Below are 22375 nucleotides of genomic sequence, written 5' to 3' on the forward strand. Positions count from 1 at the left end.
CTGTGCTCCAGAATAGAGGCCTTCCGGGCAAGCGCAAAGGGTGCTTTGCGATCGCAAGATCAGGTCACCCAATGGCTTTCGGGCGCCGCTACCGGCGCTCCACGGTCGCACCGCAGGCGACGGATCAGCTCGGGAGCCGCCACATTCGCACGCGACCCGCACCGCGCAATTCCGTTTCCTCGAGTGGGTCGCAAGCAAATTTCGGTCCAAGCAGTTGGCAAGTTGCATCGGAAATACGGATTTCATCGGGCTCCGCGGACGTTTGAATACGTGAGGCGAGATTAACGGTCTCACCCCACAGGTCATAGGCGAACCGCCTCTTGCCTATGACGCCGGCGACGATCGGTCCTGAGTGAATTCCAATTCTCAGCCTTATCGGTTCTCCTGCGAAGCGTTCCCGCTTGACCGCTTTGCGCAGCTCAATCGCATAGCGCGTGAGGGCCTTTGCATGATCGGATCGCGCCGTGGGCAGGCCGGCGACCACCATCACACAATCGCCAATTGTTTTGATCTTTTCGCAGCCGTATCGCTCAGAGAGCCGATCCGCCGCCTTGAAGAAGTAGTTTAAAATAGCGAGCGTCGTCACCGCTCCGACGCTGCGCGCTCGTTCCGTAAAACCGACGATGTCGGCAAAAAGCACACTCACCTCTGCGTGGTTGTCGGCAATTTTCTTTTGCGCTTTCAATCGCTCCGCGATCGAGGCCGGGAGAATGTTGAGGAGCAGGTTTTCGGCGCGCTGATATTCACGCGCCAATCCCTCCTGGCTCTTCCTCAACGCCTCGTTCGTCGATTGCAATTTTTCGTTGAGTTGACGCTCCCTCTCTTGCAGGAGCGTCATTTCATAGGCCTTCTGTTGAAGCCGCTGCCTGTTGTCTCGTTCGGCAGTGGCGTCCAGAAAAAGCAGCCACACGAACGCATTGTCAGCAAAAAAATGGAGGTCGGCGACACGCCCGCCGGGCAGTTCAACCATATCCATGCGAAACGGAAGCTCCGGGCAAGGCAGCAAACCTTCCATGAATTCAAGCTGCTCCGCAACAGGCTTGCCGATGCGAAGCGATGACAGCCCGTAATGTTCAACATTACCGCCCTTGGCAGCTATGCAAAGCTCAGCGTCGATTTTCAGATAAGCGACAGCGTGCCCGTCGAAGAAGAAATTGAAAAACCAATTTCTGACTTCTTTTGGCAATTCATGCATGGTCTATTTGGTGACCATCAAGGCAAGTTGACGAAAGGCGTCATCGACCTGCTCGCCCGAAAGCGCACTTGTTAGATAGATTTGCCATCCACGTTGCCTCAACTCGTTGATCTCACCATCCGATATCGCCCACCGATCGGCCAGATCGGACTTGTTGAACAGCAATACGAACGGCATGGCGCCGAATTCGGCCTCGACCCGTTCGCGCAGCGTGAGTGCCACGGCAAGAGTAGCAGCGCGGGTTCCATCGACGACTAGCACGAGCCCGGTTGCACCTCGAACATAGCTGACGCGGAATGAGCCGATATCGTCCTCGCCGGCCAAATCCCACAAAATCAGATCCACGGTTTTGTCCGGGAGCGCGACGCTTTTCTTGTCGATTTTCACTCCGACGGTGGTCAAGTAGGTTTCTGAGAAGATGCTCTGCACAAACCTGCGGACCAGACTCGTCTTTCCGACGGCGAAGCCGCCCAGCATGCAGATCTTTTTTTGCAACATGTTGGGCTCCGCTAGTCCAGGTTTACCGTAATCGAAACCCGGCGATTGGTGGAGCTACCGGTTAGACTGTTTTCAGGTACAGCCGGCTCAAAAGTGCCCGCGCCCCGAACCAGCAGCAGTTCGGGAGCAACGCCGCGCTTGTTGAGAAGCGCACGAACTGTCTCGGCGCGGGCGGCGCTGATCGACGCGTTGGCCGTCTCACGGCCCGTGGTGTCCGAATGCCCGGTCAACATGAACCGCGCCGTTACGCCGGAATTGCGGGCACTCTGGGCGAATTCCTTTATTTGATCCGCCAACCTGTCGAGAACCGGCGTCTGCTCCGGTCCCGGCACAACCTTGCCGGAAGAGAAGAAAATATCGGTCGTCTGGATCGCCTGCCTCAAATGATTAAGTTCTGCGAGGTTCAGCTCACGCAGCTGCGAGACATCCAGAACCACTCCGTCCGCCGAAAGTTGTTCAGCGGCGGCCCGCGCGCGGTTGATCCAGCCGGCAGGAGCCTCACCCACGGCCACAATGCGACCCTGGATGATCGAGAGCTGAACGGTTTTCGGCGGGGACAGCGCCGCCGTCAGCCGCTTCACCACAAACTTCGGATCAAGGCTCTGATAGAATTGCCACTGTGCATGAACGCGGGCAGGATCAACGTCCGTTCCGGACAGCAGGGCTTGCGGGTCGGCGGCAAGCGGGTCTCTCAAGCCGGAAATATAGAAATGTCCGCCCCTCGCCGTTTGTTGGGCGACGATGATTCCCGGTTGGGCCTCAAGTCGCGACACATAATACTGCCAGTGCTCCGCCGCGCGTGCTTCGGGGCTCACGTCACGAACCTTGGAGATGTCGAATTCGGGTCCGCCTGCCGAAAGCTGCCGGGCCGCCGCGCGCGCGCGATCGATCCAGGTGTCGGGAGCCTCACCCTCGGCAACGATGCGATCATCGACGATCGAAAGTCGTACTGTTTCCGGCGGATACAGTGACGCCGTCAGCCGCTTCAGCACGAACTCCGGCTCAAGGCTCTGATAGAACTGCCACTGCGCATGAACCCGGGCGGGATCGACCTCTGTTCCCGACAACAGCGACTGCGGATCGGCGCCAAGCGGGTCTCGCAGGCCGGCAATATAGAATTGGCCGTCGCTTATCTTTTGGTCTGCAACGATGATGCCCGGCTGGGTCTCCAGTCGCGACACATAGGCGTGCCAGCGCTCCGCCTCGCGCACTTGGGGGCTTACGTCACGAACCCCCGAGATATCGAAGACCGGCCCGCCTGCCGAAAGCTGCTGGGCCGCCGCGCGCGCCCGGCTGATCCAGGTGTCGGGAGCCTCACCCTCGGCGACGATGCGGCCATCGACAATCGAAAGTCGCACTGAATCCGGCGGAGCCAGCGACGCCGTCAGCCGCTTCAGCACGAACTCCGGCTCAAGGCTCTGATAAAATTGCCATTGCGGATGAACCCCGGCCGGATCGACTCCCGTGCCTGACAACAGCGACTGCGGGTCGACGGCAAGCGGGTCCCTCAGGCCGGCAATATAGAACTGGCCATCGCGTACCTGCTGTTCGGCAACGATGATGCCCGGCTGGGCCTCCACTCGCGACACGTAAGCCTGCCAGCGCGACACATAAGCCTGCCAGCGCTGCGCTGATTGCCAGGAAAGAAAGTACCAACCGCCTGCCAGACTCAAGAGCAACAGGGCAACGGCCGCCACCAGCCACGGAAATCCGTCGTTTGATTCCTCTTGCTTGAGCTCGACGCAGGTCTGCAACTGCGCCTCTACGGAGGCCAGCTGCGAACCGTCGCCGTCGAACTGCTCTAAAGCCTCTGAGGATTGCTCATGGATGCGAAGCAACACATCGCGAACGATTTCATGCAATTCCTCCGGCGGATTTCCCCGGATCACCGAAACCAGTGTCGCAAACGGTCCAACTTCCGACCAGAGACGAAGCTCGCCGAAACGGATTGTGTCCAGGCCGCTCTGCTCTTTCTCGTTAAATGAGTCTTTTACAAAATCCTGAATCGCACTGAGCATCGAAGAAATGAGCTGAGGATCTTCGCTCGTTGCATTGTCGGCCGTTACATGCGCTATCAAAAGGCCGGAATTCCGATGAATGAGAAACGCATGTTCCACACGGTAGACAAGGGAATGCTTCAGAACAACTGCCGAGAAGCTTGCCCCTGTTCTCCAGGCTTCAAGTCTCCACTTGAGCCCGTGCCAGGTGAATATGTGCCTTAGAGTTTCATTCAGCGACTGAAAGGTCTGGTCGATCTTTTCGCCGATCGACTTGCGAATTGCCGGCAGAAACACCGGGTACAATATGTCCGTCAGCGTGCGCGGGCTCTTCTGGATCGACCGTTGCACAGCCCGTTCGACAGCTGGCGCAAGCGCCTCGCCGAGTTGCGCGTAAGGCGCTCGTCCGGCAGCACTGGGAAGAACGTCGCCCACGGCCGCCGCAAGCTGCTCGGGTTCGTCGAGCAGATGCGTAACGCGTGAAAGCTCCGAGATTTCACGGCTGACCAGCAACTGCCGCAGCGTTTCCATGCGCGGATCGGCGGTTGGAACCGCCTCGAACTGCGCACGGTAGTCCGGATCAACGTTCCGGGCAATTTCGATCAAAAGACGAGCCAGAGCCTCGCGATCAATCTCTGTATCGTTCGAGGCTGTTCTTTGCGGAAGGTTGAATGGGTCGACGGTGGACGTCAAGGTCCCATCAACTCACTTTCCAGCTGCGGTCCGAGTTGCTCTTGCTCCCGACGGGATCCTGATTGAGACACTTTGCAACCTCGACAAACAGGCCAGCCAAAAGATTTCGGTCGGTCTTGACGTTGCTGAGGTCGGCAAACATCTTCTCGATCAGCATCTGAACGCCTTCATTCTTCTGCTTGATTTCCTCACGCAGCAAATGATCGTTTCGATTTATCCGGTCCGAAACGTCGCGCTCGAGCGCGCTCAACTGATCCGACAACGTGCGCACCTGCTTTTCAAGAGCCTGGTTTTGCTCGCGAAGATTCCGGTCGATCTCCTTGTCGGCATCGGCTCGTGAATCTTTTTCGCTCCGCAATTGCCCTGCAAGCGAATCGATCTGCTTCTTTGCATTCGACTCGTACATTTCGAGATTGCGCTTGGCCTCGGACTCGACATCCTTGAAGCGCTGCAACACCCGTTCTTCAAGCTTGGAAAAACGGCGGTCATAGTCCTGCATCTGGTTGCCGAAGAGCAGGTCACGGATCTTGTCGACACCGACGGCGTCGCCGGCGGTTCCGTTTTCGCGGGCCTGAACTCCCATGAAGTTCAGCCCGTTTCCTTCTGTGTTACCTATCAGATTTACGTCCGCCTTCTTTTCTGAAGAAGCGGAATTCGAAGATTCCTTAGCCATCCATATACCCCCATTGAACACATGCCGTCAGGTAAGCATGTCAGCAATCGGGCCGCAAGCCGGATTCGTCTTGACTTATGCCTATTCATGGGGCAGCCGAGCGCGGTGGCTAACGGCCCGGCAATGGCAATCAGGGGCGATGCCCTCTTGAAGGCGCGGAGCGTGCGGACGGTTCCGGGTATCCAAAAAGCGGCCTTCAGTCGAACGTCGCCAGCGGCTCGGCATTGATCTCGACCCACTCACAGCGACGGCTTTCGTGGTAAAAAGACTGGAAGGGCGGCGGGAACGACGGGTCGGCGAAGGCGCCGACGGGAATGGCGATCACACCGGGCTGCGTGTCGATGCGATAGTGGACGGCGGCGCCGCACTCCGGACAGAAATTGTAGATGACGCGGCCGCCCTCGTCGCCGGCGCGCGTGAACTGCTTCGCCCGCCCCTCGATCGATACATCAGCTTGCGCAAACCGGACATTGTAGCTGAAGGCGCTGCCGGTGCGGCGCTTGCAGTCGAGGCAATGGCAGACCGAGATGCGCACCGGCTCGCCCGAACAGACGGCTGAAAGCTGGCCGCAGAGACATTGCGCGCGGCGCGTGACCATTGTTTCTTCCTCCCCTTCACATCACTGCGTATCGGCGCTGGCCCTCAGTTCCGTCCGCTTCTGTTCCGAAACCATGGCCAGATCCAGCACCTTCTGCAGTTCGGCGGCATGGTGGAATGAAGGCTCGGCCTGCACGCCGCTGCGAACCGCATCGACGAAGCGCTGGTAATTGGTCGGCACCGTGCCGGCGTCGAGCACCTGCCATTTGGCGTTCTCGATATCCTCGCCGACACACGCCTTCAGTTCCGAACCCTCGAGATTGTGCACGACTTCGATGCCGCCCTTGTCGCCATAGATGCGCAGGCGCAATTCGTTGATGTGGCCGGTCGCCCAGCGGCTGGCGTGAACGACGCCAAAGGCGCCGTTGGAGAAATCCAGCGTCATGGCGAAGCTGTCATTGGCGTCGAGGTCGTATTCGCCGATACGGTTGCCTGGCGCCTTGTCGAAGGTGCGCAGCCGGCAAAACACGTGGTCGACGTCGAGTGCGGCGCCATAGCTGGCGAAATCGAGGATGTGGATGCCGACATCGCCGAGCACGCCGTTGGAGCCGTGGTCGCGCGACAGCCGCCACAGCCATTTCGGGTCAGTGCGCCAGTCGCCCCAGAATTTCGAGACCAGCCAGCTCTGTAGATAGGAGGACTCGACGTGGCGGACGGTGCCGATCTCGCCGGCCAGCACCATCTGCCGCGCCTTCTGCAAGGCAGCGACATTGCGATAGGTGAGATTGACCATGTTGACGATGCCGGCGGCCTCAGCCGCTTTGGCCATCTCGCTTGCCTTGCCGAAGTCTTCGGCCAGCGGCTTTTCGCACAGCACCGGCTTGCCGGCCGCGATCAGCGCCATGGTGGTCGGGTGGTGAATGCGGTCGGGCGTGACGTTGGCGACCGCATCGAACTCGCCCCACGCCAGCGCGTCTTCCAGCGATGTGAATCGCTTCGGTATCTTGAACCCGTCGGCAAATTCGCCAACGCGCTTTTCATCGACGTCGACAGCACCGACGATCTCGACGCCGTCGATACCGCCGAAGCGGCGGGCATGCTCCTGCGCCATCCAGCCGGTACCCAGTATCAAAAGCCGCATTCTCTGCACTCCGAGCGAATTGGTTCGATTCAATCATATGGCGCAGATACGGTCTAGGAAACCCATGCGGAAAACCGCTACGCCTTTTTTCCTGGATTTTGCTTTAGCGGAAGCCGGCCTCGCCCGAAGCGTGCAGCTTGCCGCCGCGCTCGACGATCGGCTCCAGCGCCTTCTCGACCGGCACGTTCGGCGCCTCGAGGATCGCCGACTTGGTGCCCTGCGGATTGTGCGCCCACTTCACCGCATTGCGCAGCACCTTGTGCACATTGGCGTCGTGATAGGTCGGATAGGTCTCGTGGCCCGGGCGGAAGTAGAAGACATTGCCGGCGCCGCGGCGATAGGTCAGCCCAGAACGGAACACCTCGCCGCCCTGGAACCAGGAGATGAAGACGGTCTCCAGAGGTTCGGGCACGGCGAACTGCTCGCCATACATTTCTTCATTCTCGAGCTCGAAATATTCGCCGACGCCCTCGGCGATCGGATGGCTGGGACTGGTCACCCAAAGCCGCTCGCGCTCGCCCGCCTCGCGCCATTTCAGCGTGCAGGGCGTGCCCATCAGCCGCTTGAAGATTTTCGAGAAATGGCCGGAATGGAGAACGATCAGCCCCATCCCCTCCCAAACGCGGCGGGCGACGCGCTCGACGATCTCGTCGGCCACCGCGCCATGATCCTTGTGGCCCCACCAGACCAGCACGTCGGTCTCGGCCAGACGGTCGGCCGGCAGGCCGTGCTCCGGCTGCTCGAGCGTGGCGGTCGAGGCGGAGATCGCCTTGTCGGCATTCAGCGCCTTGGCGATGGTCGTGTGCATGCCCTCGGGATAGAGGGCTGCGACCACCTCATTGGTCCGCTCATGGATGTTCTCGCCCCAAACGACAGCGCGTATTGTCATGGATGTCCTCGTGGTGAAGCCGACCCGCAGGGGTCACTCATAGTCTGCCTGGGGGTGAAAAGGGAATAGGCAGTGGGGAATAGGCAATAGGGGCAGAAAAACAAATCAACAGGCGATGGACGCTCCTGGGCCCTACTGCCTACTGCCTACTGCCTACTGCCTACTGCCTACTGCCTACTGCCTTACGCTCCCCGGCCTTCCTGAGCGACCCGCGTCAGCGGCTTGGTCAGGCGCGGCACGACGACGAGGCGCTTGATCTTGCCCTTCTTGTAGGCGGCAAGGAAGCGGGCGTAGTCCTTGAAGACGACGCAGCCATTGGATTCCGCACGGCCGCCGCGCAGCATGTAGGTGTGGGCGAGCAGGCCGTCGCGGCCGTATTTATTGCCGCCGCTGACGGGAGTGAGACGGAGCGCCTCGACGCCATGGAAGCGGGATTCGCGCAGTCGCAGATCATAGGTGTTGGGCGGCGTCGGGCCGACATTCTTCTTGTGCACGAAGCGCGGCTGGTCGACCATCGAACCCAGCCCCGAATGGGCCTCCAGCCGCGAGCCGTCCGGCATGTAGACGGTCTTGGCCGAGATATCGTAGACGGCGACGCCGCCGCCCATTCCGGGCGTGGCGAACAGATCCTTGAAGGCGCGACCGACACCGCCCGCCGGGACGTCCGGCTTGGCATAGGCCAGCATCTCGCCGGCCTGTGTCTTCGACCGTTTGCCAGGCTTGATCCGGCTTGATCGGATGCTCTGGCTGTCTGGCACGCCAGGCAGTGCGGCAACCTCCGAAGTACTGCGTGGCGACCGCGGCGACGAATTGCCCGGCAACTGGGGTGCGGGGTTCTCGGCCGTCCTGTCGGTCTGTGGCTTGGCTGCCCTGGGCTTGCTGGCTTGCTGCGCCTCGGCAGGCTGAGCGGTTTCGGCGCGTGGACGCCAACCGGGCAACGCAATGTTGTCGGGCAGATCGTCCTGCGGCGGCAGCGAAGCGACCTGGACCTCGGCCTGCTCAGGATCCTGCCCTCCGGCGATTGCTTCAACGGCCGGCGGCGGCGCCAGCATGTCAGCGTCTTCCGGCAAGCTGTTGGCCAGCGCCAGCGCCAGGCGCGATGAGCGTTCGATCTCAGCCACTTCCGGCCCAAAGCGTTCCGAGGCCGGGCCATGCTGATCGGGCAGCCGGACTTCGGCGAAACGGGCAGCGACCGGAAGGCTGGCAAGCATGAAGGGCGCATTCGAGGCCTTGGCGAAGGCGGCAGCCAGCTTTTGCGGCGACAGCCCTGCCTTGGCCACCACGCCGTCGAAGCGCATGCCGCGCGAAGTGGCGAGAGCGACGCTGGTGTTTGGCGCAATGTTTGAGGCGACAATGCTCGGGGCCACAGCGTGCGCGGCCGGCTTCAGCCGCGCCATCTTGCCGTCATGCGCGAAGTTCGCGGCGGCATGCGCGCAGCCGGCGTCGCATTGGCTGAGCAGCGAGGCCTGTGATTTTTGCGCCGAAAGCCGAGGCGCCCACGTATTGGCGAGGCTGCGGCGCGAATCGGCAAGTGCTGCGTTCGGCAGAAGCAGACTGTGCGGAAGGCTGTTGGAGGCTGCGGTGAGCGAGGTACCGAGCGAATAGAGGCCGGCCATGGTTGCCACCGACCACAGCGCCAAGGCCGCGCCGACAACCGGCACCACCACCCAGCGCTGGCCGGATCTCTTCGAAGTCAAACCCCGTTCAGGAGTATCGCCCCGGTCTTTCAAACGCAAAAACGCCATACAACCACTCTCAATCGGCATGCAGGCTTGCGACCCTCGCATCCGTGACATCCACAGTTCGCTGGTGCCCCCTGCACCTTTCGCGTCTGTTGCCGATTGAATCAAAAGATGGACAAAGTTGGTTAACCAATCCCTCCATCAGCCACCGATTATGCGGCGCCTGATACGAAAAAAAGAGCACTCCATGGTCTGCGCCACGGTAGAATGCTCTCCCTCACCCCCGCCTTGCTGCCCGTTTTTGCGATCCAAGTCAAGGAAACGCTGCGTCAGCTTGCTGCAAGCCTGTGCTGATTGCCCGCTGATCGGCCTTCTCAATCAGTTGACCTTCCGGTGGCTGGAAGGTCTATCTGCTCAGAGACGGAGACCTCCGGCGACGGAAATTTACCGATGAGAACCGGCATCACGACCGAAGAATCCGACTGCAGGTCGAACCCCTGCTGCGGCTTGCTGAGCACGGATGGATGGGGCAAGGACATGGCGCCGTGAAAGCGGCGCTGCTGTGGCTGGTCTGTGCCCTTACGATGGGCGCCTCCGTCGGCAGCGGACCGATCGTCGCGGCCCGCCAGGCGTCGATGAAGGAGATGGCGGCGGCTGCGAAAACCATTGCCGGCATGTTCGACCGCAGGCAAGCCTATGACGCGGCAGCCTTCAAGGCGGCAGCGGACACGCTGCGCGCGCGCACCGGCCCTGCCCTGATTGCCGAATTTCCGAGCGGCTCGCTTGGACCGCCTTCGCAGGCCAGGCTGGAGATCGATCAGTCACGGGCGGAATTCGAGGCCCTGGCAAATCATATCGGAACGCTGGCCGACGCTCTGGCCGCCAAGGCCGAAAGCGCGCCGGCCGTCATCACCGATGACATGCGCATGGGCACCGGCCTGGCGATGGGCGGCGGCAGCCTGCTCGGCAAGCGCTCGATTCCAGAGGAAGCCGATCCGACCAAACTGCCGGCGGAGCATATCCTGCATCTCATCCTGCAGGATTGCTCGACCTGTCATTCGAAATTCCGGCAAAAGGTACAGTGAAGCGACATTATCCGGCGGAGCATTTTCTTGCTGGCCTGCGCCACAGTCACTTTGCATACAAGTAAATTCGTTTGTGCTAATATATCGCCGGTCGTGCATATCCATGCATGACGAGCATCGGGAGGATGCAATGAAAACCATGAATCGCAGGTCTGCAATTGCCCTCGGTCTGACGACCGCCGCGGTAGCGCCTTTGTTCACTTTGGCGGCATCGGCAAAAATCAAGAAATACGGCCCGAAAGAGGGCAAGGAGATTGCGCCCGGTGTCAGGGTGGTGGAGGTCGGCACCGGCAATGCAGACATTCCCGCCTACAAGAGCATCGCAATTATCGACGTTGTGTTTCAGCCCGGAGCACATGCTCCTCAAACCGTGATGGACAACGACATGGTGTGCACCATTACCTCAGGTGCATTCACGATCAAGAAAGCGGACAAGGAATTCAAGCTAAAGACGGGTGATATGTACACCTGCTCCAAGGGCAAGACCGATGAAGCGACGAATACAAGCAAGGAGGTCGGCGTGCATCGCATCGCCGTATTGATACCCGCATAGCAGATGGAATTCCGGCCGGACCACGCCGTCGAGAGTCCGGCCGGCCGGACGAGGCGATCTCGTTCCGTCGTCAGCGCGGCCATCTCACGCCAGCCACTCCCTGATCGCCGGGTGGGCGGGAACGGCGCGCATGTGGTCTTCGCGCTATGGCTTTGTTTGGGCATGATCTTTTGGGGAAGCTGGCTTGGTTTCAAAATCCGGCTAGGTCGAATGGCTGATCAATCAGCGCATCCACGTAGCCAATACGGAGATCGAAAACCGCACGAGTTTTGCCGGCCACCAGGCGGTGTTCGAGGCGATCGAGCGCCGCGACCCGGAAGCGGCCGGCCAAGCGATGCGGGCGCATCTGGAAAACGCCCGGCGCAAGTTCAATTCAGGTTCGGGCAGATTGGACTAGCCGGCAGACGCGGCAGCGCTCTGGCGCAAGCAAAAAGCCCGCCGTTCAAAGCCGGCGGGCTCCCTTCAATCATACAGCGCGATCCGGTCGCCGATAACCAGGACGACCGAATTTCGGCCTTCAGCGGCTGGTTGCGCTCAGGGGGCGGGCTTCGACGGGTTTGAAGCGACCAGCGATCCGAGTTTGCCGGCTTTGGCCAGACTCGGCTTTTCGTAAGTTTTCTTCACAGAATCCCTCCTCTAATGGCATCAATTTCCTCTGCCAGGCCTGTTTTGTCAAATCTGGCAGCAGTCCGTCACAGGTCCCGGCGGCAATTCGTGCCGTTACGCCGGCTCGCGCTTGAGCGCCTGCGCCATGCAGTGAATGCCGCCGCCGGTCTTGGAAATCTCGCTCATGTCGACGGCAGCAACCTCGAAGCCGCGTGCCTTGAGCTGGCCGATCAGCGACTGGCTCGACGTCGGCGCGATGACCCTGTCCTTGCCCAGCGACATGAAGTTGCAGCCGAGCGCCATCGTGTCCTGGAAGGGCACGTCGATGATCTCGTGGCCCTTGCCCTTCAGCCAGTCGACGATGCCGGGCTCGGTGCAGGCGAGGCACACCGCGGTGAGCTTCTCGGCGATCGGCACCACCATCAGGTCGATATGGACGTAATATTCGTCGATGAAGGCGAGGCGCGTTTCCCAGCCTTCCTTTTCGAACCAGTCCTGCACCTGGCGGGCGCCCTCTTCCTGAGTGCGGGCGCCGCCGCAGCCGATCAGCACCACGCCCTCCTCGATGACGTTGAAGTCGCCGCCTTCGAAGGTGCCAGCCGTGACCATGTCGTAGATGGGGATGCCGAGCTTTTCATAGGTGCGGATGGCGGCATAGTTCTCGCCGCGCCGCCACCAATTGGCCATGGCGGTGATGAAGGCGCCGTAGGGCGTCATGACGCTGGAGTCTCTGGAATAGACCTGCATCGGCAGTTCCGGCGTCGGCTCGTGCCAGTGGATGTTGACGCCGAAATGCTCATAGGCGGCGACGAGGTCCTTGTGCTGCGCCTGGGCGATCTGAACGTTGCAGGGCGCTTCGCGCAAATGCTTGCGCGACAGCGAGCTGGTCGAGAGGTGGCGCAGGAAGTTTGGCGAGCCGAGCAACACGTCTGTCAGCACGTCGGTCTCGTTGGCAAAGCCCCATGACGTCAGCGGCTTGGTGCCGCCGGCGGGGTTGCGGCGTTGCAGCGAGAACGGCTCGGCGACGATGCGGTCATGGACGGTCATAAGGTTCTCCTCGATTATGCAGCTTGATTGGGTTGGCTGCTCGGAATCCACCAATCGCGCCCGCGCGCGGTGGTGACATATTCCGGCCAGCGGAAATTGATCGGCGGGTCATAGTCGCAAAGCGGCGCGATCCAGTTGGAGCCACCAATGCCGCCGCCGGTGCGGGTGACGAATTCGTCCATGGCCGCATCGCGCGCGGACTTGTCCTCGAGCAGGCGGAGGGCTGCAAGCGCAACCGTCTTGGCGGCGCAAATGACCATCGGGTCAATGGTGGCCGAGATACCGCCCAGCGCGTTCATCGCCCAGGATGGATAGGCATGGCCATTCGCCGAGCGCAGCGCCGGGCGGGCGACATAGAAGCGTGCGGTCGGCGTGTGCCACGACATGTCGGTGTAGTCGTCGGAGGTCGAGTTGATCTGCGACGGAGGCAAATCGCGGCGCAGGATCGCTTCGGCCTCTTGCGGCGCAATCAGCCGCTCCATCTCGTCGATGAAAGGGTTTTCGGTCGAGGTGCCGCCGGCATTGACCTGGACCTTGCGACCGATCGCTTTCGCCGCCTCGTCCCAGTTCGGAGCGCCAACGGTGGACAGCGCCTCATAGGCAATCCCTGCCATGGCGTGATTGGCGAGGCCCGGCCGCGACTTCGACACCCAATGGCGCTCATAGCGACAACCGCTGATCGCCGCGGCCGCGGCCGCATTACGGTCGAGCACCGCGGTGACCTGCTCTGCCATGGCAATGGTCGGCACGCGGATCATGTACTGGATCTCGGCCAGCCCCGCCGGCAGATTGTCGGCGGTCGCCTGCCCGGCGGTGAGGATCGCCTCGCTGATCGACCAGCCGCCCTGGTGGGGTAGCATGGAATCGCGCAGCGCCTTGGAGGCCATGTACATCGTCATCAGCGCGTCATTGGCGCCGGGCGCCCGCACCGCCGAATGCGCCTGCGGGATCGGCGCGCCATCGCTTGCGCGAACCCAGTTTTCGGGTTCGTCGCAGACAAAACGGTAGATCATCGCATAGGCGGCGCCGCAATGCGTGTCCCAGCGCGCCGTGTTGCAGAGCGGCAGCATATAGAAGGGGTGGAAGGAGATCATGCCGGCAAGGCCGTCATAGTAGCCCTTGGCCGCATGGATCGGCTTCGAGCCCCTGACCTTCTCGGCCGGCTCGCCGGTGAAGCGCAACGTCCCCTCGATGCCGTGGCGTTGCATTGCCGCCTTGGTGGCGAGAAGTCCGCCGAGGCCGGCAATGCCTAGTCCGGAATGCGGATCGGTGTGGCCGCCGGCCTCGACGCCGAGGCCCGGCCGCGATCGCTTCACCGTTGCCGCGTCCTGGCAGTTGCCGGGCACCGCGTCGTATTCGCCGTACATGCCGATGGTCGGCCCCGGGCCATTCGTCCAGTGGGCACAAAAGGCGGTCGGCATGCCGGCCGACCCTTCCTCGACCGAAAAGCCCTCATGCTTCAGCCGCGCGACATACCAGGCCGCCGACTGGTATTCGCGCCAGGCTGTTTCGCCGAAATCGAAAATGGTGCGCGTCCACGCCGACAGCGACGGCTGGATGCTATTGAGACAGGCAAGCGCGGTGGCTTGCGCCGAGGTCGTCACCGGTTTCTCCATGCGGCCCAAGAAAGCAGTGAAGCGGCATTGCAAAAAGTGATATGTTTTTCCGGTTCATGCAAATTCGGTTCACCTGAGGCCTCTTGCGAATACCTTCCACACAGGCGCTGCGCGCCCTCGACAGTTTTGCCCGTCACGGCAGCGTCTGGCGCGCAGCCGATGAACTGCATTTGACCCGCAGCGCCGTCAGCCATCAGTTGCGGCTCCTCGAACGCGACCTCGGCTTCGACCTGCTGGAGCGCATCGGCAAGGGCGTGGCGCTGACACCGCGCGGCCAGCGCTATGCCGCCGATGTGAGAAAGGCGCTGACGGTGCTCGGCGATGCGGTGACGCGCCAGGCCGGCACGGGCGTCGGCGGTTCGTTCGCCGTTTCCTGCACGCCGGGCTTCGCCTCTCTGTTCCTGTGCACGCACATCGGCGAGTTCCGGCAGATGTATCCGGACGTGGCGCTGTCGATCCTGACGCCCAGACGGCTGGACGATGTCAGCAATCCGGACGCCGATGCCTTCATTGCCTTCGGCGTCGGCAACTGGCCGAACCGCTCGGTGGAGTTGCTGTGCGAAATCTCGTTCACGCCACTTTGCAGCCCGACACTGCTCAACAAGGTCGGCGGCTTTTCAAAACCGGCCGACGTGCTGCGCGCCAATCTCCTGCATCTCGGCGACACCGAGGACTGGGCGCGCTGGCTGGCGCTGTCCAAGGTGGAAAACCCCGACACCGAAGGCGGCATCTTCTTCTCGGACATGAACCTCGTTTTTTCCGCGGCGATCGCCGGCCAGGGCATCGCCATGGGCGACGAGTTGACCAGCCGCCGGGCGCTGAGCGAAGGCCGTCTGGTGCGCCCCTTCGATATCGCGATCCCCTCGCCGCGCTCGTATTTCCTGGTGTCGGAACATGCCAAGGCCAGCCACCCGGTGCTGGAAGCATTCAATGGGTGGTTGAGGTCGAAGCTGTCGGAGAACCGGATCAGCCCGTACTAGCCTCCCATCCGTGAATCAAATTTGCCGATCAGGCGAAAACTATTCGGTTGCGGTGAGCCGGGGCCCTGCCCTACGCTCAAGCCACGACCAAGGAAGAGGCAGGATGCAGCAACCCGGCCGGGCCGCAGAGATCAAGGCAATCGGGATCGGCAAGAGCTTCGGCTCGTTCCGGGCGCTGGACGACCTGACGCTCAATATCGGCCGCGGCGAGTTTTTGACGCTGCTCGGTCCCTCCGGCTCGGGCAAGACCACATTCCTGATGATCCTCGCCGGCTTCGTGCAACCGACCGCCGGCAAGCTTTTCAGCGACGGCATCGACATCACCGAGCGGCCGGCCGAACAGCGTGCCGCCGGCATGGTCTTCCAGGGCTATGCGCTGTTCCCGCACATGTCGGTCGAGGCCAACATCGCCTTCCCGCTCAAGGTACGCAAGAAATCGGCTTCCGAGATCAAGCGCCGCGTTGCCGAGATGATCGAGCGCGTCGGCCTCAAGGGCCATGAGACGAAACTGCCGGCGCAGCTTTCCGGCGGCCAGCAGCAGCGCGTGGCGTTGGCCCGCGCTTTGGTGTTCGAACCCGGCGTGCTGCTCCTCGACGAGCCGTTCTCGGCGCTCGACAAGAGCCTGCGCGGCCAGATGCAGGCCGAGATGAAGCGGCTGCATCAGGAGACCGGCACCACCTTCGTCTTCGTCACCCACGACCAGAGCGAGGCGCTGGCGCTGTCGTCGCGCGTCGCCATCTTCAACCACGGAAAATTGCTGCAGGTCGGAGCGCCGGACGAGGTCTACGACCGGCCGGACAACCGCTTCGTCGCCGAGTTCCTTGGCGAGATCAACATGCTGCCGTTGAAGGGGGTCAAGCCCGCCGACAATGGCTCGACGGGCCTCTGCGAGGACCGCGCGGTCAACATGCTCTGCAAGGCCGAGAAAGTCCGTGGCGATGCCATATTGGCGATCCGGCCCGAACATATGTCGATCACGCGCGAAGCCGCCGCCGGCGAGAACGGCATTGCCGCCACCGCCATCGGCTCGACCTATCTGGGTGCGGCGACCAAACTCGATCTGACGACACGCCAGGGCGCCAAGGTGACCGTCTCGGTGCCGAACGAGGTCGCGGCGGCTGCACTCAGCAAAGGCAATTCCGTCTGGCTGACATGGCCGGCGGAAAAGGGTTTCCTCCTTCCGGACGGAGGATGACGACGAGAACGGCGAAGTCTTCCAGCAAAGAATCTGGAGCGCGCCATAACCACCGGAACCAAAACGAAAAAGGGGAACTAAAATGACAAACCAAAGCAAAAAACAAGCCATGGACGGGCTGACCGCCCGGGCTGTGCGCGGCGAGATTTCGCGCCGGCAATTCACCCAGCTTGCAGCCCTCGTGCTGGCCGGCACACCGATGCTGCTGCGCCCGACCGGTGCCTTTGCGCAGGCCAAGGAGCTGGTGCTGGTCAACTGGGGTGGCGATGCCCTTACCGCTTATGACGCCGCCTACGGCCAGGCCTTCACCAAGGAAACCGGCATCACCGTCAAGATGGACGGTTCGGGCCCGACCGAAGGCGCGATTGCCGCACAGTTCAAGAGCGGCGCGCCGACCTGGGACCTTGTCGACGTCGACCCGTTCTCGGCCATCACGCTCGGCGCGCAGGGTGCGCTCGAGCCGATCGACTACGCCATCGTCGACAAGAAGAAGATGCGCGAGGGGTTCGGCTGGGAATACGCGGCGTCGACCTATTTCTTCTCCTATGTCATCGCCTATGATTCCGAGAAATACGGCAAGGACGCGCCGACCGGCATGGCCGACTTCTTCGACGTGAAGAAGTTTCCGGGCAAGCGCTCGCTCTACAAATGGGGCGTGTCGAGTTGGGAAGCAGCGCTGCTTGCAGACGGCATCGCGCCGGCCTCGCTCTACCCGCTCGACCTGAAGCGAGCGCATGACAAGATCGCCGCTTTCAAGGAAAACGTCGTGGCTTACTGGGGCGGCGGCGCCGAGAGCCAGAGCGTGCTGCTCAACGGCGAAGCCTCGATGGCGATCGTGTGGTCGACCCGCGCCTCGCTGATCGAGCAGGACTCGGGCGGCAAGATCAAGTTCATCTGGGATCAGGGCCTGATTTCGCCCGGCGCGCTGGCCGTGCTCAAGGGCAACCCCGGCGGCAAGGACGCAGCGATGAAGTTCATCGCCAGCGCCCAGGATCCGCAAAAGCAGCTGGTGATGTTCGACAAGCTCGGACAGGGTCCGGCCAATCCGGCCGCCGATGCGCTGATCCCCGCCGACAAGAAGCGCATCAACCCGGTCGATCCCGAAAACATGAAGAAGCAGATCGCGCTCGACATGGACTGGTACGCCAAGAATTACGGGGCAGCACTCGACGAATACACCAAGATCATCTCGGCCTGACCAGGCCGGGCACGAGCTTCGATGAGAGGCACCCTCTCCGACAGGATGGGCGCGGCGGTGCTGATGGCGCCGCTGCTCCTGTTCCTTGTGCTGGCCTACGCCTGGCCGTTCCTCGGCGTCGTCAAGTGGAGCGTCACCTTGCCGACACCGGGGCTCGGCCAGTATGGCGCGCTCGCCACCGATGCCCTGGTGCAGTCTGTGTTCATCCGCACGCTGCGCATCGCGCTGATCGTCACCGTGGTTTCCGTGGCGGCGGCATACGCCATCACCATGGTGTGGGTGCGCGGCAGCCCGGCACAGCGCATAATCGCTGAATTCTGCATTCTCGTCCCCTTCTGGATCTCGGTGCTGACCCGCGCCTTCGGCTGGGTGGCGCTTTTATCCAACCGCGGCCTGATCAACACCTGGCTGCAATCGATCGACTTCATCTCCGAGCCGCTGGCGCTGGTGCGCAACGAGTTCGGCGTCATCGTCGGCATGACGCATTTCCTCATTCCCTTCGCGGTGTTCCCGCTGGCCTCCGCCATGCGCAGCCTCGACGAGCGCGTGCTGCTCGCGGCGCGCGGGCTCGGCTCCAGCCGCATGCGCACCTTCTGGACCGTGTTCGTGCCGATGACGCGCTCCGGCATCATCGGTTCGGCGATGATCGTGTTCGTCTTCTCGCTCGGCTTCTTCGTCACGCCGGCGATCCTCGGCGGCGGCCGCAGCGTGATGATCGCCGAGCTGATCTATCTGCGCATCTTCCAGAGTCCCGATTGGGGACTGGGCGCGGCGATCAGCGTCGTGCTGGTGCTGTTCGTCGGCGCGCTCATGGCGCTGCTGTTCCGCTATGTCAGACCGAAGCAACTGATCTGATGCCGACCTATCGCCCCGGTCCCGTCTCGCTGATCCTCGCCGTGCTGGTGGCACTGTTCCTGCTGCTGCCGCTGCTGGCGGTCATCCCGGTGTCGCTGACGCCAAGCCGCATGCTGGCTATGCCGACGGGCGAACTGTCGCTGCGCCACTACCGCGCGCTGATCGAGGATCCGCGCTGGCTCGACGCCATCCTGCTGTCGATCCGCATCGGCATCGTCAGCAGCGTCATCTCCACCGTGCTGGCGCTGTGCTTCAGCCTTGGCGTCTGGATGTTCCAGCCGCGCTTCACGGCCACCCTTGTCGGCTTCGTGCTGTTGCCGATGGTGGTGCCGCCGGTGGTCTCGGCGATCACGCTCTACTTCCTGCTGACGTCGATCTCGGGCATGAGCTCGTTCTTTGGCTATGACACATGGCTCGGCGTCGCCATGGCGCATTCGGTGATGACGGTGCCTTTCGCCACGGTGCTGATCCTGGTCTCGCTCAGCCAGCTCGACCGCCGCATCGACCTTGCCGCGCGCGGCCTTGGCGCCGGCGTGTGGGAACGCGCGACGCGCATCATCATGCCCAACATCAAGTTCGGCATCGTCACCGCTGCACTTCTCTCCTTCGTGCTGTCTTGGGAAGAGATCGGCGTGACCCTGTTCATCACCTCGGTCAACGCCATCACGCTGCCGCGGCTGATGTGGATGGGCCTGCGCGACAACATCGACCCGGCGATCGCAGCCCTTTCGGTGATCCTGATCATCATCACCGTGCTGGTCCTGGCGGTGAGGACTGTGGTGGTGAAGATGCGCGGCGGGCACTGAGCCAAGGTGGCCAACAACAATCGGCGATAGCCAAGCCGCTGTGTGAAGGGCGTTACGGACGGTGAGCGCCGGGTGCATTACGCGGCGTCATGGGAAACCTGCCGCTGGTGACATTTGCCTTCGTGTCGGTGCTCGGAATGGCGGTTCCGGGACCGGACGTCGTGCTCGCCATCACCAACGGCTCCCGCTACGGTTTTCGACGCGCGTTTCTCGGCATGGCCGGCGTCGTACTGTCTGATTTCGTTCTTATCAGCATCGTCGCGCTGGGCTTCGGCGCTCTTCTGCTGGCTTCGGAATTCTATCTCTCGGCTCTCAGGATGTTCGGCGCGGGCTATCTGCTTTTCGTCGCCATCGGTACCCTGCGCACCGCGTCCCGACCTTCGTTCAACCCTAACGTTCCCGAAACACGGCATTCAGCCAAGGCACTCATTGGGCGCTGCTTCCTGGTGGCGGTCACAAATCCGGCGGCCTGGCTGCTTTTCCCCGCGATCCTGCCGCATTTTGTCCGCGTGGATGAGCCGATCGCGATCCAGTATGGCATCCTGGCCATTATCGCCGCGCTTGCCGATGTGTTTGTGCTGACGTTTTACGCAGCCCTTGGCGCGCGGGCCGCAAGGCTTCTGGCTGGGCCAAACGCCGTGTGGATCGACCGGTTGTACGGTATCGCCCTGCTTGGTCTTTCGAGCACTTTGATCCTGCAATCCCTCGGGCATCTGAGATAGTCGACACAGGACTACACAGGGCCGGATTTAGCAATCGGCCCGTAGTCAGCTTGCGAAGAATCTCGACAGCCTTGCAGCCGTGTCTTCGGGGTGCTCTTCCGGGAAGAAATGCCCACCCTTGACCGAGCCGCCTCCGACGTTATCAGCCCATTGCCGCCAGATCGCCAACGGGCCGCCCTCCTCCGCATACCAGTTCTCCAACCCGCCCTCGCCGCTCCAGAGCGCAAGCAGCGGGCATCTGATGCGACAGCCATCAGCCTGGTCCTGCGCGTCGTGCTCGCGGTCGATGCCTGCGGCGGCGCGATATTCCTCGCAGATGGCGTGGGCATGGGCGGGATCACGCAGCGCCTCGATATAGGCGGCCCTGACCTCAGCGGGAATAGCATCTGGAGCCGAGCCCCAGCCAGCGATCGCATTGTCGACAACTGCGTCGGGTGCTGCGGACAACAGGCGCTCAGGCAGCGGTTCCGGCTGGGCGAGCAGGCTCCACGGCCAGAAGGCCAGCGCCAACCTGGCATCGGCCCGATCCCAGGCGGAGGCCGTGGGGACGATGTCGAGAACGGCGACTTTCGACACGGTTTCGGGATGGTCGAGCGCCAGCCGGTAGGCGACGCGACCGCCACGGTCGTGGCCGGCAACCATGAAACGGTCGAAACCGAGAACGTCCATAACCTGCACCATGTCGCGCGCCATCGCTCGTTTGGAATAGGCGGCATGATTGGCTCCGGAAGCCGGACAGCCGCTTTGTCCGTAGCCTCTCAGATCGGCGGCGACCACGCTGAAATGCGGCGCCAGGGCCACGGCGATGTCCCGCCACATCACATGCGTTTCGGGAAAGCCATGCAGGAGCAGCAACGGCGGCCCTGAGCCACCGGCCCTGACGAAGATCGATGTCTCCTCCATTTGAACGGTCCTGGCGTCAAAGCCCGCAAACATCAGCTGCCGCCAACCAGTCCGTGGCTGGAACGGATTCGCAGCACCTGGACACCCTTCGGCAATTCGATCAGGAACTCCTTGTCGCGGTCGAGATGGTGGATGCTTTGCGGATCGCCGCCGGTAAAGGCGGCCATCGCCTCGACGCTCTCCCAATAGGAGATGGTGATGAATTCCGAATGCGTCGGCGTGTCCTCGCGAAAAGTCTGCACGCCAAGCGCTTTCTCGATCAGCGGCTTGATACCAGCCTCGTAATTGTAGCGCTCATAGGCGTCGGCCCTGCCGGGCGAGGTCCTGCCGCGCCAGATGCGCGCAATGGTCGGGGTTTTCGGTACCATCTCCTATAACACCCGAAGGCGCGCCGCGTTCCGACTATCCTGACTGGCCGCACAACTGGCTGATAGTCGACGTATGGCAAAGGTTCCGTACAGTAACTTGCACTGGACACGCGGCTATCCTGTCAAGTCCAAACGTGCTCTCTTGTGCTCAACTTGGGAGGGCACAATGAAACTACGTCTAGCTTTCGCTGTATTCACCGCAGGAATTTTCTTCGCATTGTCGGCTGCCTCGGCCGGACAAGGGGAACAGCAAAACATCAACTTCCTGGCTCGGATGTCCGATGCAAGGTTAAATTCGGCCGCCAGAATGGCCGGTGACCTCGTTGGCGTAAGGCAAAGATGTCCGGCGTTGAGGCCAACGGAAGACGGAAAAGCAATTTTCGCCGTCCCGGTCCTTTTGTATGATGGGCGGGACAAACACCTGACCCCAGACCCCCGAAAGTTCAACATGGCCATCCATACCTATGAGAGGGCTTTCGCAATGGCGGCCCAGAGATCGGCAAGTTGCCAAAGCGAGAGGGCCAAATACCCGAAACTTTACCGGTAGATGGCTAACAAGGACGACCTTCAGTCTCCGGCGCCGCGACGCCTCACCTAAGGTATTGAAATTATTGGCAGGATTCGAAGCTGTGACCATCGGTTTAGAAGGCCGGTGCTCTATCCGGCGGAGCTACGGGACCGCTGCCGTCAGCGAACGCGCTCTACCTTCAGGCAGCATGCAGGGTCGGGATGGCGCTAACGTCAACTTCGCGCTCCGCATGCCAGGCATCATACGCGGCCTGCATCCTGAGCCAGATCGCGGCACCATCGCCGAACATCTTGCCAAGGCTGATATCGTAGAGCTGCTGGGCGCGAGATTCCGAGCAGATTGGCGATTTCCACCTTGGTCTTGCCGGCGGCGGGAACGATGTCGTCGAGCAACGCGCCAGGATGGGAAGGGCAGCGCTCGGTCGTTCTGTTTCGTTCGTACACCTTCAGAGTGCTACCCATATGCCAGGTACAAACCGTAACCTATGTGTCCGGAATGGACCCGTGCCCTTCCCGAGAGATGGGTGACAGTTCATTCCGGAGACATGGGTTACACTTTCGGCCCTTTGCAAGGAGAGCAAGGTGCCTTGGAAGGAGTGTAACGTCAT

At 61.9% G+C, this 22375-nt stretch carries 22 protein-coding genes and 1 pseudogene; 10 read left to right on the forward strand and 13 right to left on the reverse strand.

The features are described from left to right. Positions 1–124 precede the first annotated feature (124 nt). The 8 genes from NKH54_RS31045 to NKH54_RS31080 form a co-directional block, all read right to left on the reverse strand. Entirely contained in the window at positions 125–1195 is a 1071-nt protein-coding gene (locus NKH54_RS31045; protein ID WP_023821290.1) for an adenylate/guanylate cyclase domain-containing protein, read from the reverse strand. A 3-nt stretch (positions 1196–1198) separates the two neighbouring features. Then, positions 1199–1693 carry a Rab family GTPase gene (locus NKH54_RS31050; protein ID WP_023670316.1) on the reverse strand — a complete coding sequence of 165 codons (495 nt, stop codon included), beginning with the start codon at positions 1691–1693 and terminating at the stop codon, positions 1199–1201. An 11-nt stretch (positions 1694–1704) separates the two neighbouring features. Next, positions 1705–4383 carry an OmpA family protein gene (locus tag NKH54_RS31055; RefSeq protein WP_352805501.1) on the reverse strand — a complete coding sequence of 893 codons (2679 nt, stop codon included), beginning with the start codon at positions 4381–4383 and terminating at the stop codon, positions 1705–1707. A 7-nt stretch (positions 4384–4390) separates the two neighbouring features. Then, the gene (locus NKH54_RS31060) at positions 4391–5056 is read right to left on the reverse strand and encodes a hypothetical protein (RefSeq protein ID WP_023670314.1); all 666 of its coding nucleotides are present in this window, start codon (positions 5054–5056) and stop codon (positions 4391–4393) included. Positions 5057–5252: 196 nt separating this feature from the next. Continuing rightward, positions 5253–5654, reverse strand: coding sequence for a GFA family protein (locus NKH54_RS31065; RefSeq protein WP_023715108.1), 402 nt, complete (start codon positions 5652–5654; stop codon positions 5253–5255). Between the two features lie 21 nt (positions 5655–5675). Continuing rightward, positions 5676–6734: a Gfo/Idh/MocA family protein gene (locus NKH54_RS31070; RefSeq protein ID WP_023684783.1), complete on the reverse strand. Its 1059-nt coding sequence runs from the start codon at positions 6732–6734 to the stop codon at positions 5676–5678. 103 nt (positions 6735–6837) lie between these two features. Continuing rightward, a complete protein-coding gene (locus NKH54_RS31075) occupies positions 6838–7623 on the reverse strand; it encodes a ThuA domain-containing protein (RefSeq protein WP_023701869.1) in 786 nt (261 codons plus the stop codon). Between the two features lie 182 nt (positions 7624–7805). Further along, on the reverse strand, positions 7806–9368 hold the full coding sequence (locus NKH54_RS31080) for a DUF2778 domain-containing protein (protein WP_502907581.1): 1563 nt from the start codon (positions 9366–9368) through the stop codon (positions 7806–7808). Between the two features lie 482 nt (positions 9369–9850). Between NKH54_RS31080 and NKH54_RS31085 the strand changes: the two genes are divergently transcribed. The 3 genes from NKH54_RS31085 (at position 9851) to NKH54_RS31095 (ending at position 11340) form a co-directional block, all read left to right on the forward strand. Continuing rightward, positions 9851–10390 (forward strand): cytochrome c, encoded by a 540-nt coding sequence (locus NKH54_RS31085; RefSeq protein ID WP_023689047.1) that lies wholly within the window; start codon positions 9851–9853, stop codon positions 10388–10390. A 130-nt stretch (positions 10391–10520) separates the two neighbouring features. Then, positions 10521–10943, forward strand: coding sequence for a hypothetical protein (locus NKH54_RS31090; RefSeq protein WP_023684778.1), 423 nt, complete (start codon positions 10521–10523; stop codon positions 10941–10943). A 286-nt stretch (positions 10944–11229) separates the two neighbouring features. Then, positions 11230–11340, forward strand: coding sequence for an FCD domain-containing protein (locus NKH54_RS31095; RefSeq protein WP_348524571.1), 111 nt, complete (start codon positions 11230–11232; stop codon positions 11338–11340). 323 nt (positions 11341–11663) lie between these two features. Here the strand turns inward: NKH54_RS31095 and NKH54_RS31100 are convergent, their stop codons facing one another. Both NKH54_RS31100 and NKH54_RS31105 read right to left on the reverse strand, forming a co-directional pair. Then, positions 11664–12596: a dimethylarginine dimethylaminohydrolase family protein gene (locus NKH54_RS31100; RefSeq protein ID WP_023693913.1), complete on the reverse strand. Its 933-nt coding sequence runs from the start codon at positions 12594–12596 to the stop codon at positions 11664–11666. Positions 12597–12610: 14 nt separating this feature from the next. Beyond that, positions 12611–14212, reverse strand: a complete 1602-nt coding sequence (locus tag NKH54_RS31105) for a zinc-binding metallopeptidase family protein (protein WP_353029622.1) — start codon at positions 14210–14212, stop codon at positions 12611–12613. Positions 14213–14295: 83 nt separating this feature from the next. On the opposite strand from NKH54_RS31105, the gene NKH54_RS31110 reads away from it, so the two are divergent. The 6 genes from NKH54_RS31110 to NKH54_RS31135 all read left to right on the forward strand — a co-directional run bounded on the left by NKH54_RS31110 (position 14296) and on the right by NKH54_RS31135 (position 19968). Beyond that, on the forward strand, positions 14296–15192 hold the full coding sequence (locus NKH54_RS31110) for a LysR substrate-binding domain-containing protein (RefSeq protein WP_023684774.1): 897 nt from the start codon (positions 14296–14298) through the stop codon (positions 15190–15192). A gap of 103 nt (positions 15193–15295) precedes the next feature. After that, positions 15296–16387: an ABC transporter ATP-binding protein gene (locus NKH54_RS31115; protein WP_023689051.1), complete on the forward strand. Its 1092-nt coding sequence runs from the start codon at positions 15296–15298 to the stop codon at positions 16385–16387. A gap of 82 nt (positions 16388–16469) precedes the next feature. Continuing rightward, positions 16470–17585 (forward strand): ABC transporter substrate-binding protein, encoded by a 1116-nt coding sequence (locus NKH54_RS31120; RefSeq protein WP_353029623.1) that lies wholly within the window; start codon positions 16470–16472, stop codon positions 17583–17585. Positions 17586–17606: 21 nt separating this feature from the next. After that, on the forward strand, positions 17607–18440 hold the full coding sequence (locus tag NKH54_RS31125; protein ID WP_023701874.1) for an ABC transporter permease: 834 nt from the start codon (positions 17607–17609) through the stop codon (positions 18438–18440). Further along, positions 18440–19246 carry an ABC transporter permease gene (locus NKH54_RS31130; protein WP_023689053.1) on the forward strand — a complete coding sequence of 269 codons (807 nt, stop codon included), beginning with the start codon at positions 18440–18442 and terminating at the stop codon, positions 19244–19246. Before NKH54_RS31125 ends, NKH54_RS31130 begins: the two co-directional genes overlap by 1 nt. Before the next feature lie 137 nt (positions 19247–19383). Beyond that, positions 19384–19968, forward strand: a complete 585-nt coding sequence (locus NKH54_RS31135; RefSeq protein ID WP_280790913.1) for a LysE family translocator — start codon at positions 19384–19386, stop codon at positions 19966–19968. A gap of 45 nt (positions 19969–20013) precedes the next feature. Here the strand turns inward: NKH54_RS31135 and NKH54_RS31140 are convergent, their stop codons facing one another. Then, positions 20014–20904 carry an alpha/beta fold hydrolase gene (locus NKH54_RS31140; protein ID WP_502907582.1) on the reverse strand — a complete coding sequence of 297 codons (891 nt, stop codon included), beginning with the start codon at positions 20902–20904 and terminating at the stop codon, positions 20014–20016. Then, positions 20904–21239 (reverse strand): antibiotic biosynthesis monooxygenase family protein, encoded by a 336-nt coding sequence (locus tag NKH54_RS31145; RefSeq protein ID WP_352790576.1) that lies wholly within the window; start codon positions 21237–21239, stop codon positions 20904–20906. Before NKH54_RS31145 ends, NKH54_RS31140 begins: the two co-directional genes overlap by 1 nt. Before the next feature lie 166 nt (positions 21240–21405). On the opposite strand from NKH54_RS31145, the gene NKH54_RS31150 reads away from it, so the two are divergent. Further along, positions 21406–21786 carry a hypothetical protein gene (locus NKH54_RS31150; RefSeq protein WP_023684767.1) on the forward strand — a complete coding sequence of 127 codons (381 nt, stop codon included), beginning with the start codon at positions 21406–21408 and terminating at the stop codon, positions 21784–21786. A 160-nt stretch (positions 21787–21946) separates the two neighbouring features. On the opposite strand, the pseudogene NKH54_RS31155 reads toward NKH54_RS31150, so the two are convergent. Next, positions 21947–22229: pseudogene (locus NKH54_RS31155) on the reverse strand (helix-turn-helix transcriptional regulator). Between the last annotated feature and the right edge of the window lie 146 nt (positions 22230–22375).

It is taken from the genome of Mesorhizobium sp. M1004 (assembly GCF_040318795.1).
Taxonomy (GTDB): Bacteria; Pseudomonadota; Alphaproteobacteria; order Rhizobiales; family Rhizobiaceae; genus Mesorhizobium.

Excerpts from the sequence above, each read along its gene's own strand:
- NKH54_RS31045 (WP_023821290.1), bottom strand. The coding sequence starts at position 1,195 with ATGCATGAATTGCCAAAAGAAGTCAGAAATTGGTTTTTCAATTTCTTC.
- NKH54_RS31050 (WP_023670316.1), bottom strand. The coding sequence starts at position 1,693 with ATGTTGCAAAAAAAGATCTGCATGCTGGGCGGCTTCGCCGTCGGAAAG.
- NKH54_RS31060 (WP_023670314.1), bottom strand. The coding sequence starts at position 5,056 with ATGGCTAAGGAATCTTCGAATTCCGCTTCTTCAGAAAAGAAGGCGGAC.
- NKH54_RS31065 (WP_023715108.1), bottom strand. The coding sequence starts at position 5,654 with ATGGTCACGCGCCGCGCGCAATGTCTCTGCGGCCAGCTTTCAGCCGTC.
- NKH54_RS31070 (WP_023684783.1), bottom strand. The coding sequence starts at position 6,734 with ATGCGGCTTTTGATACTGGGTACCGGCTGGATGGCGCAGGAGCATGCC.
- NKH54_RS31075 (WP_023701869.1), bottom strand. The coding sequence starts at position 7,623 with ATGACAATACGCGCTGTCGTTTGGGGCGAGAACATCCATGAGCGGACC.
- NKH54_RS31080 (WP_502907581.1), bottom strand. The coding sequence starts at position 9,368 with ATGGCGTTTTTGCGTTTGAAAGACCGGGGCGATACTCCTGAACGGGGT.
- NKH54_RS31090 (WP_023684778.1), top strand. The coding sequence starts at position 10,521 with ATGAAAACCATGAATCGCAGGTCTGCAATTGCCCTCGGTCTGACGACC.
- NKH54_RS31100 (WP_023693913.1), bottom strand. The coding sequence starts at position 12,596 with ATGACCGTCCATGACCGCATCGTCGCCGAGCCGTTCTCGCTGCAACGC.
- NKH54_RS31105 (WP_353029622.1), bottom strand. The coding sequence starts at position 14,212 with ATGGAGAAACCGGTGACGACCTCGGCGCAAGCCACCGCGCTTGCCTGT.
- NKH54_RS31115 (WP_023689051.1), top strand. The coding sequence starts at position 15,296 with ATGCAGCAACCCGGCCGGGCCGCAGAGATCAAGGCAATCGGGATCGGC.
- NKH54_RS31120 (WP_353029623.1), top strand. The coding sequence starts at position 16,470 with ATGACAAACCAAAGCAAAAAACAAGCCATGGACGGGCTGACCGCCCGG.
- NKH54_RS31125 (WP_023701874.1), top strand. The coding sequence starts at position 17,607 with ATGAGAGGCACCCTCTCCGACAGGATGGGCGCGGCGGTGCTGATGGCG.
- NKH54_RS31130 (WP_023689053.1), top strand. The coding sequence starts at position 18,440 with ATGCCGACCTATCGCCCCGGTCCCGTCTCGCTGATCCTCGCCGTGCTG.
- NKH54_RS31135 (WP_280790913.1), top strand. The coding sequence starts at position 19,384 with ATGGCGGTTCCGGGACCGGACGTCGTGCTCGCCATCACCAACGGCTCC.
- NKH54_RS31140 (WP_502907582.1), bottom strand. The coding sequence starts at position 20,904 with ATGTTTGCGGGCTTTGACGCCAGGACCGTTCAAATGGAGGAGACATCG.
- NKH54_RS31145 (WP_352790576.1), bottom strand. The coding sequence starts at position 21,239 with ATGGTACCGAAAACCCCGACCATTGCGCGCATCTGGCGCGGCAGGACC.
- NKH54_RS31150 (WP_023684767.1), top strand. The coding sequence starts at position 21,406 with ATGAAACTACGTCTAGCTTTCGCTGTATTCACCGCAGGAATTTTCTTC.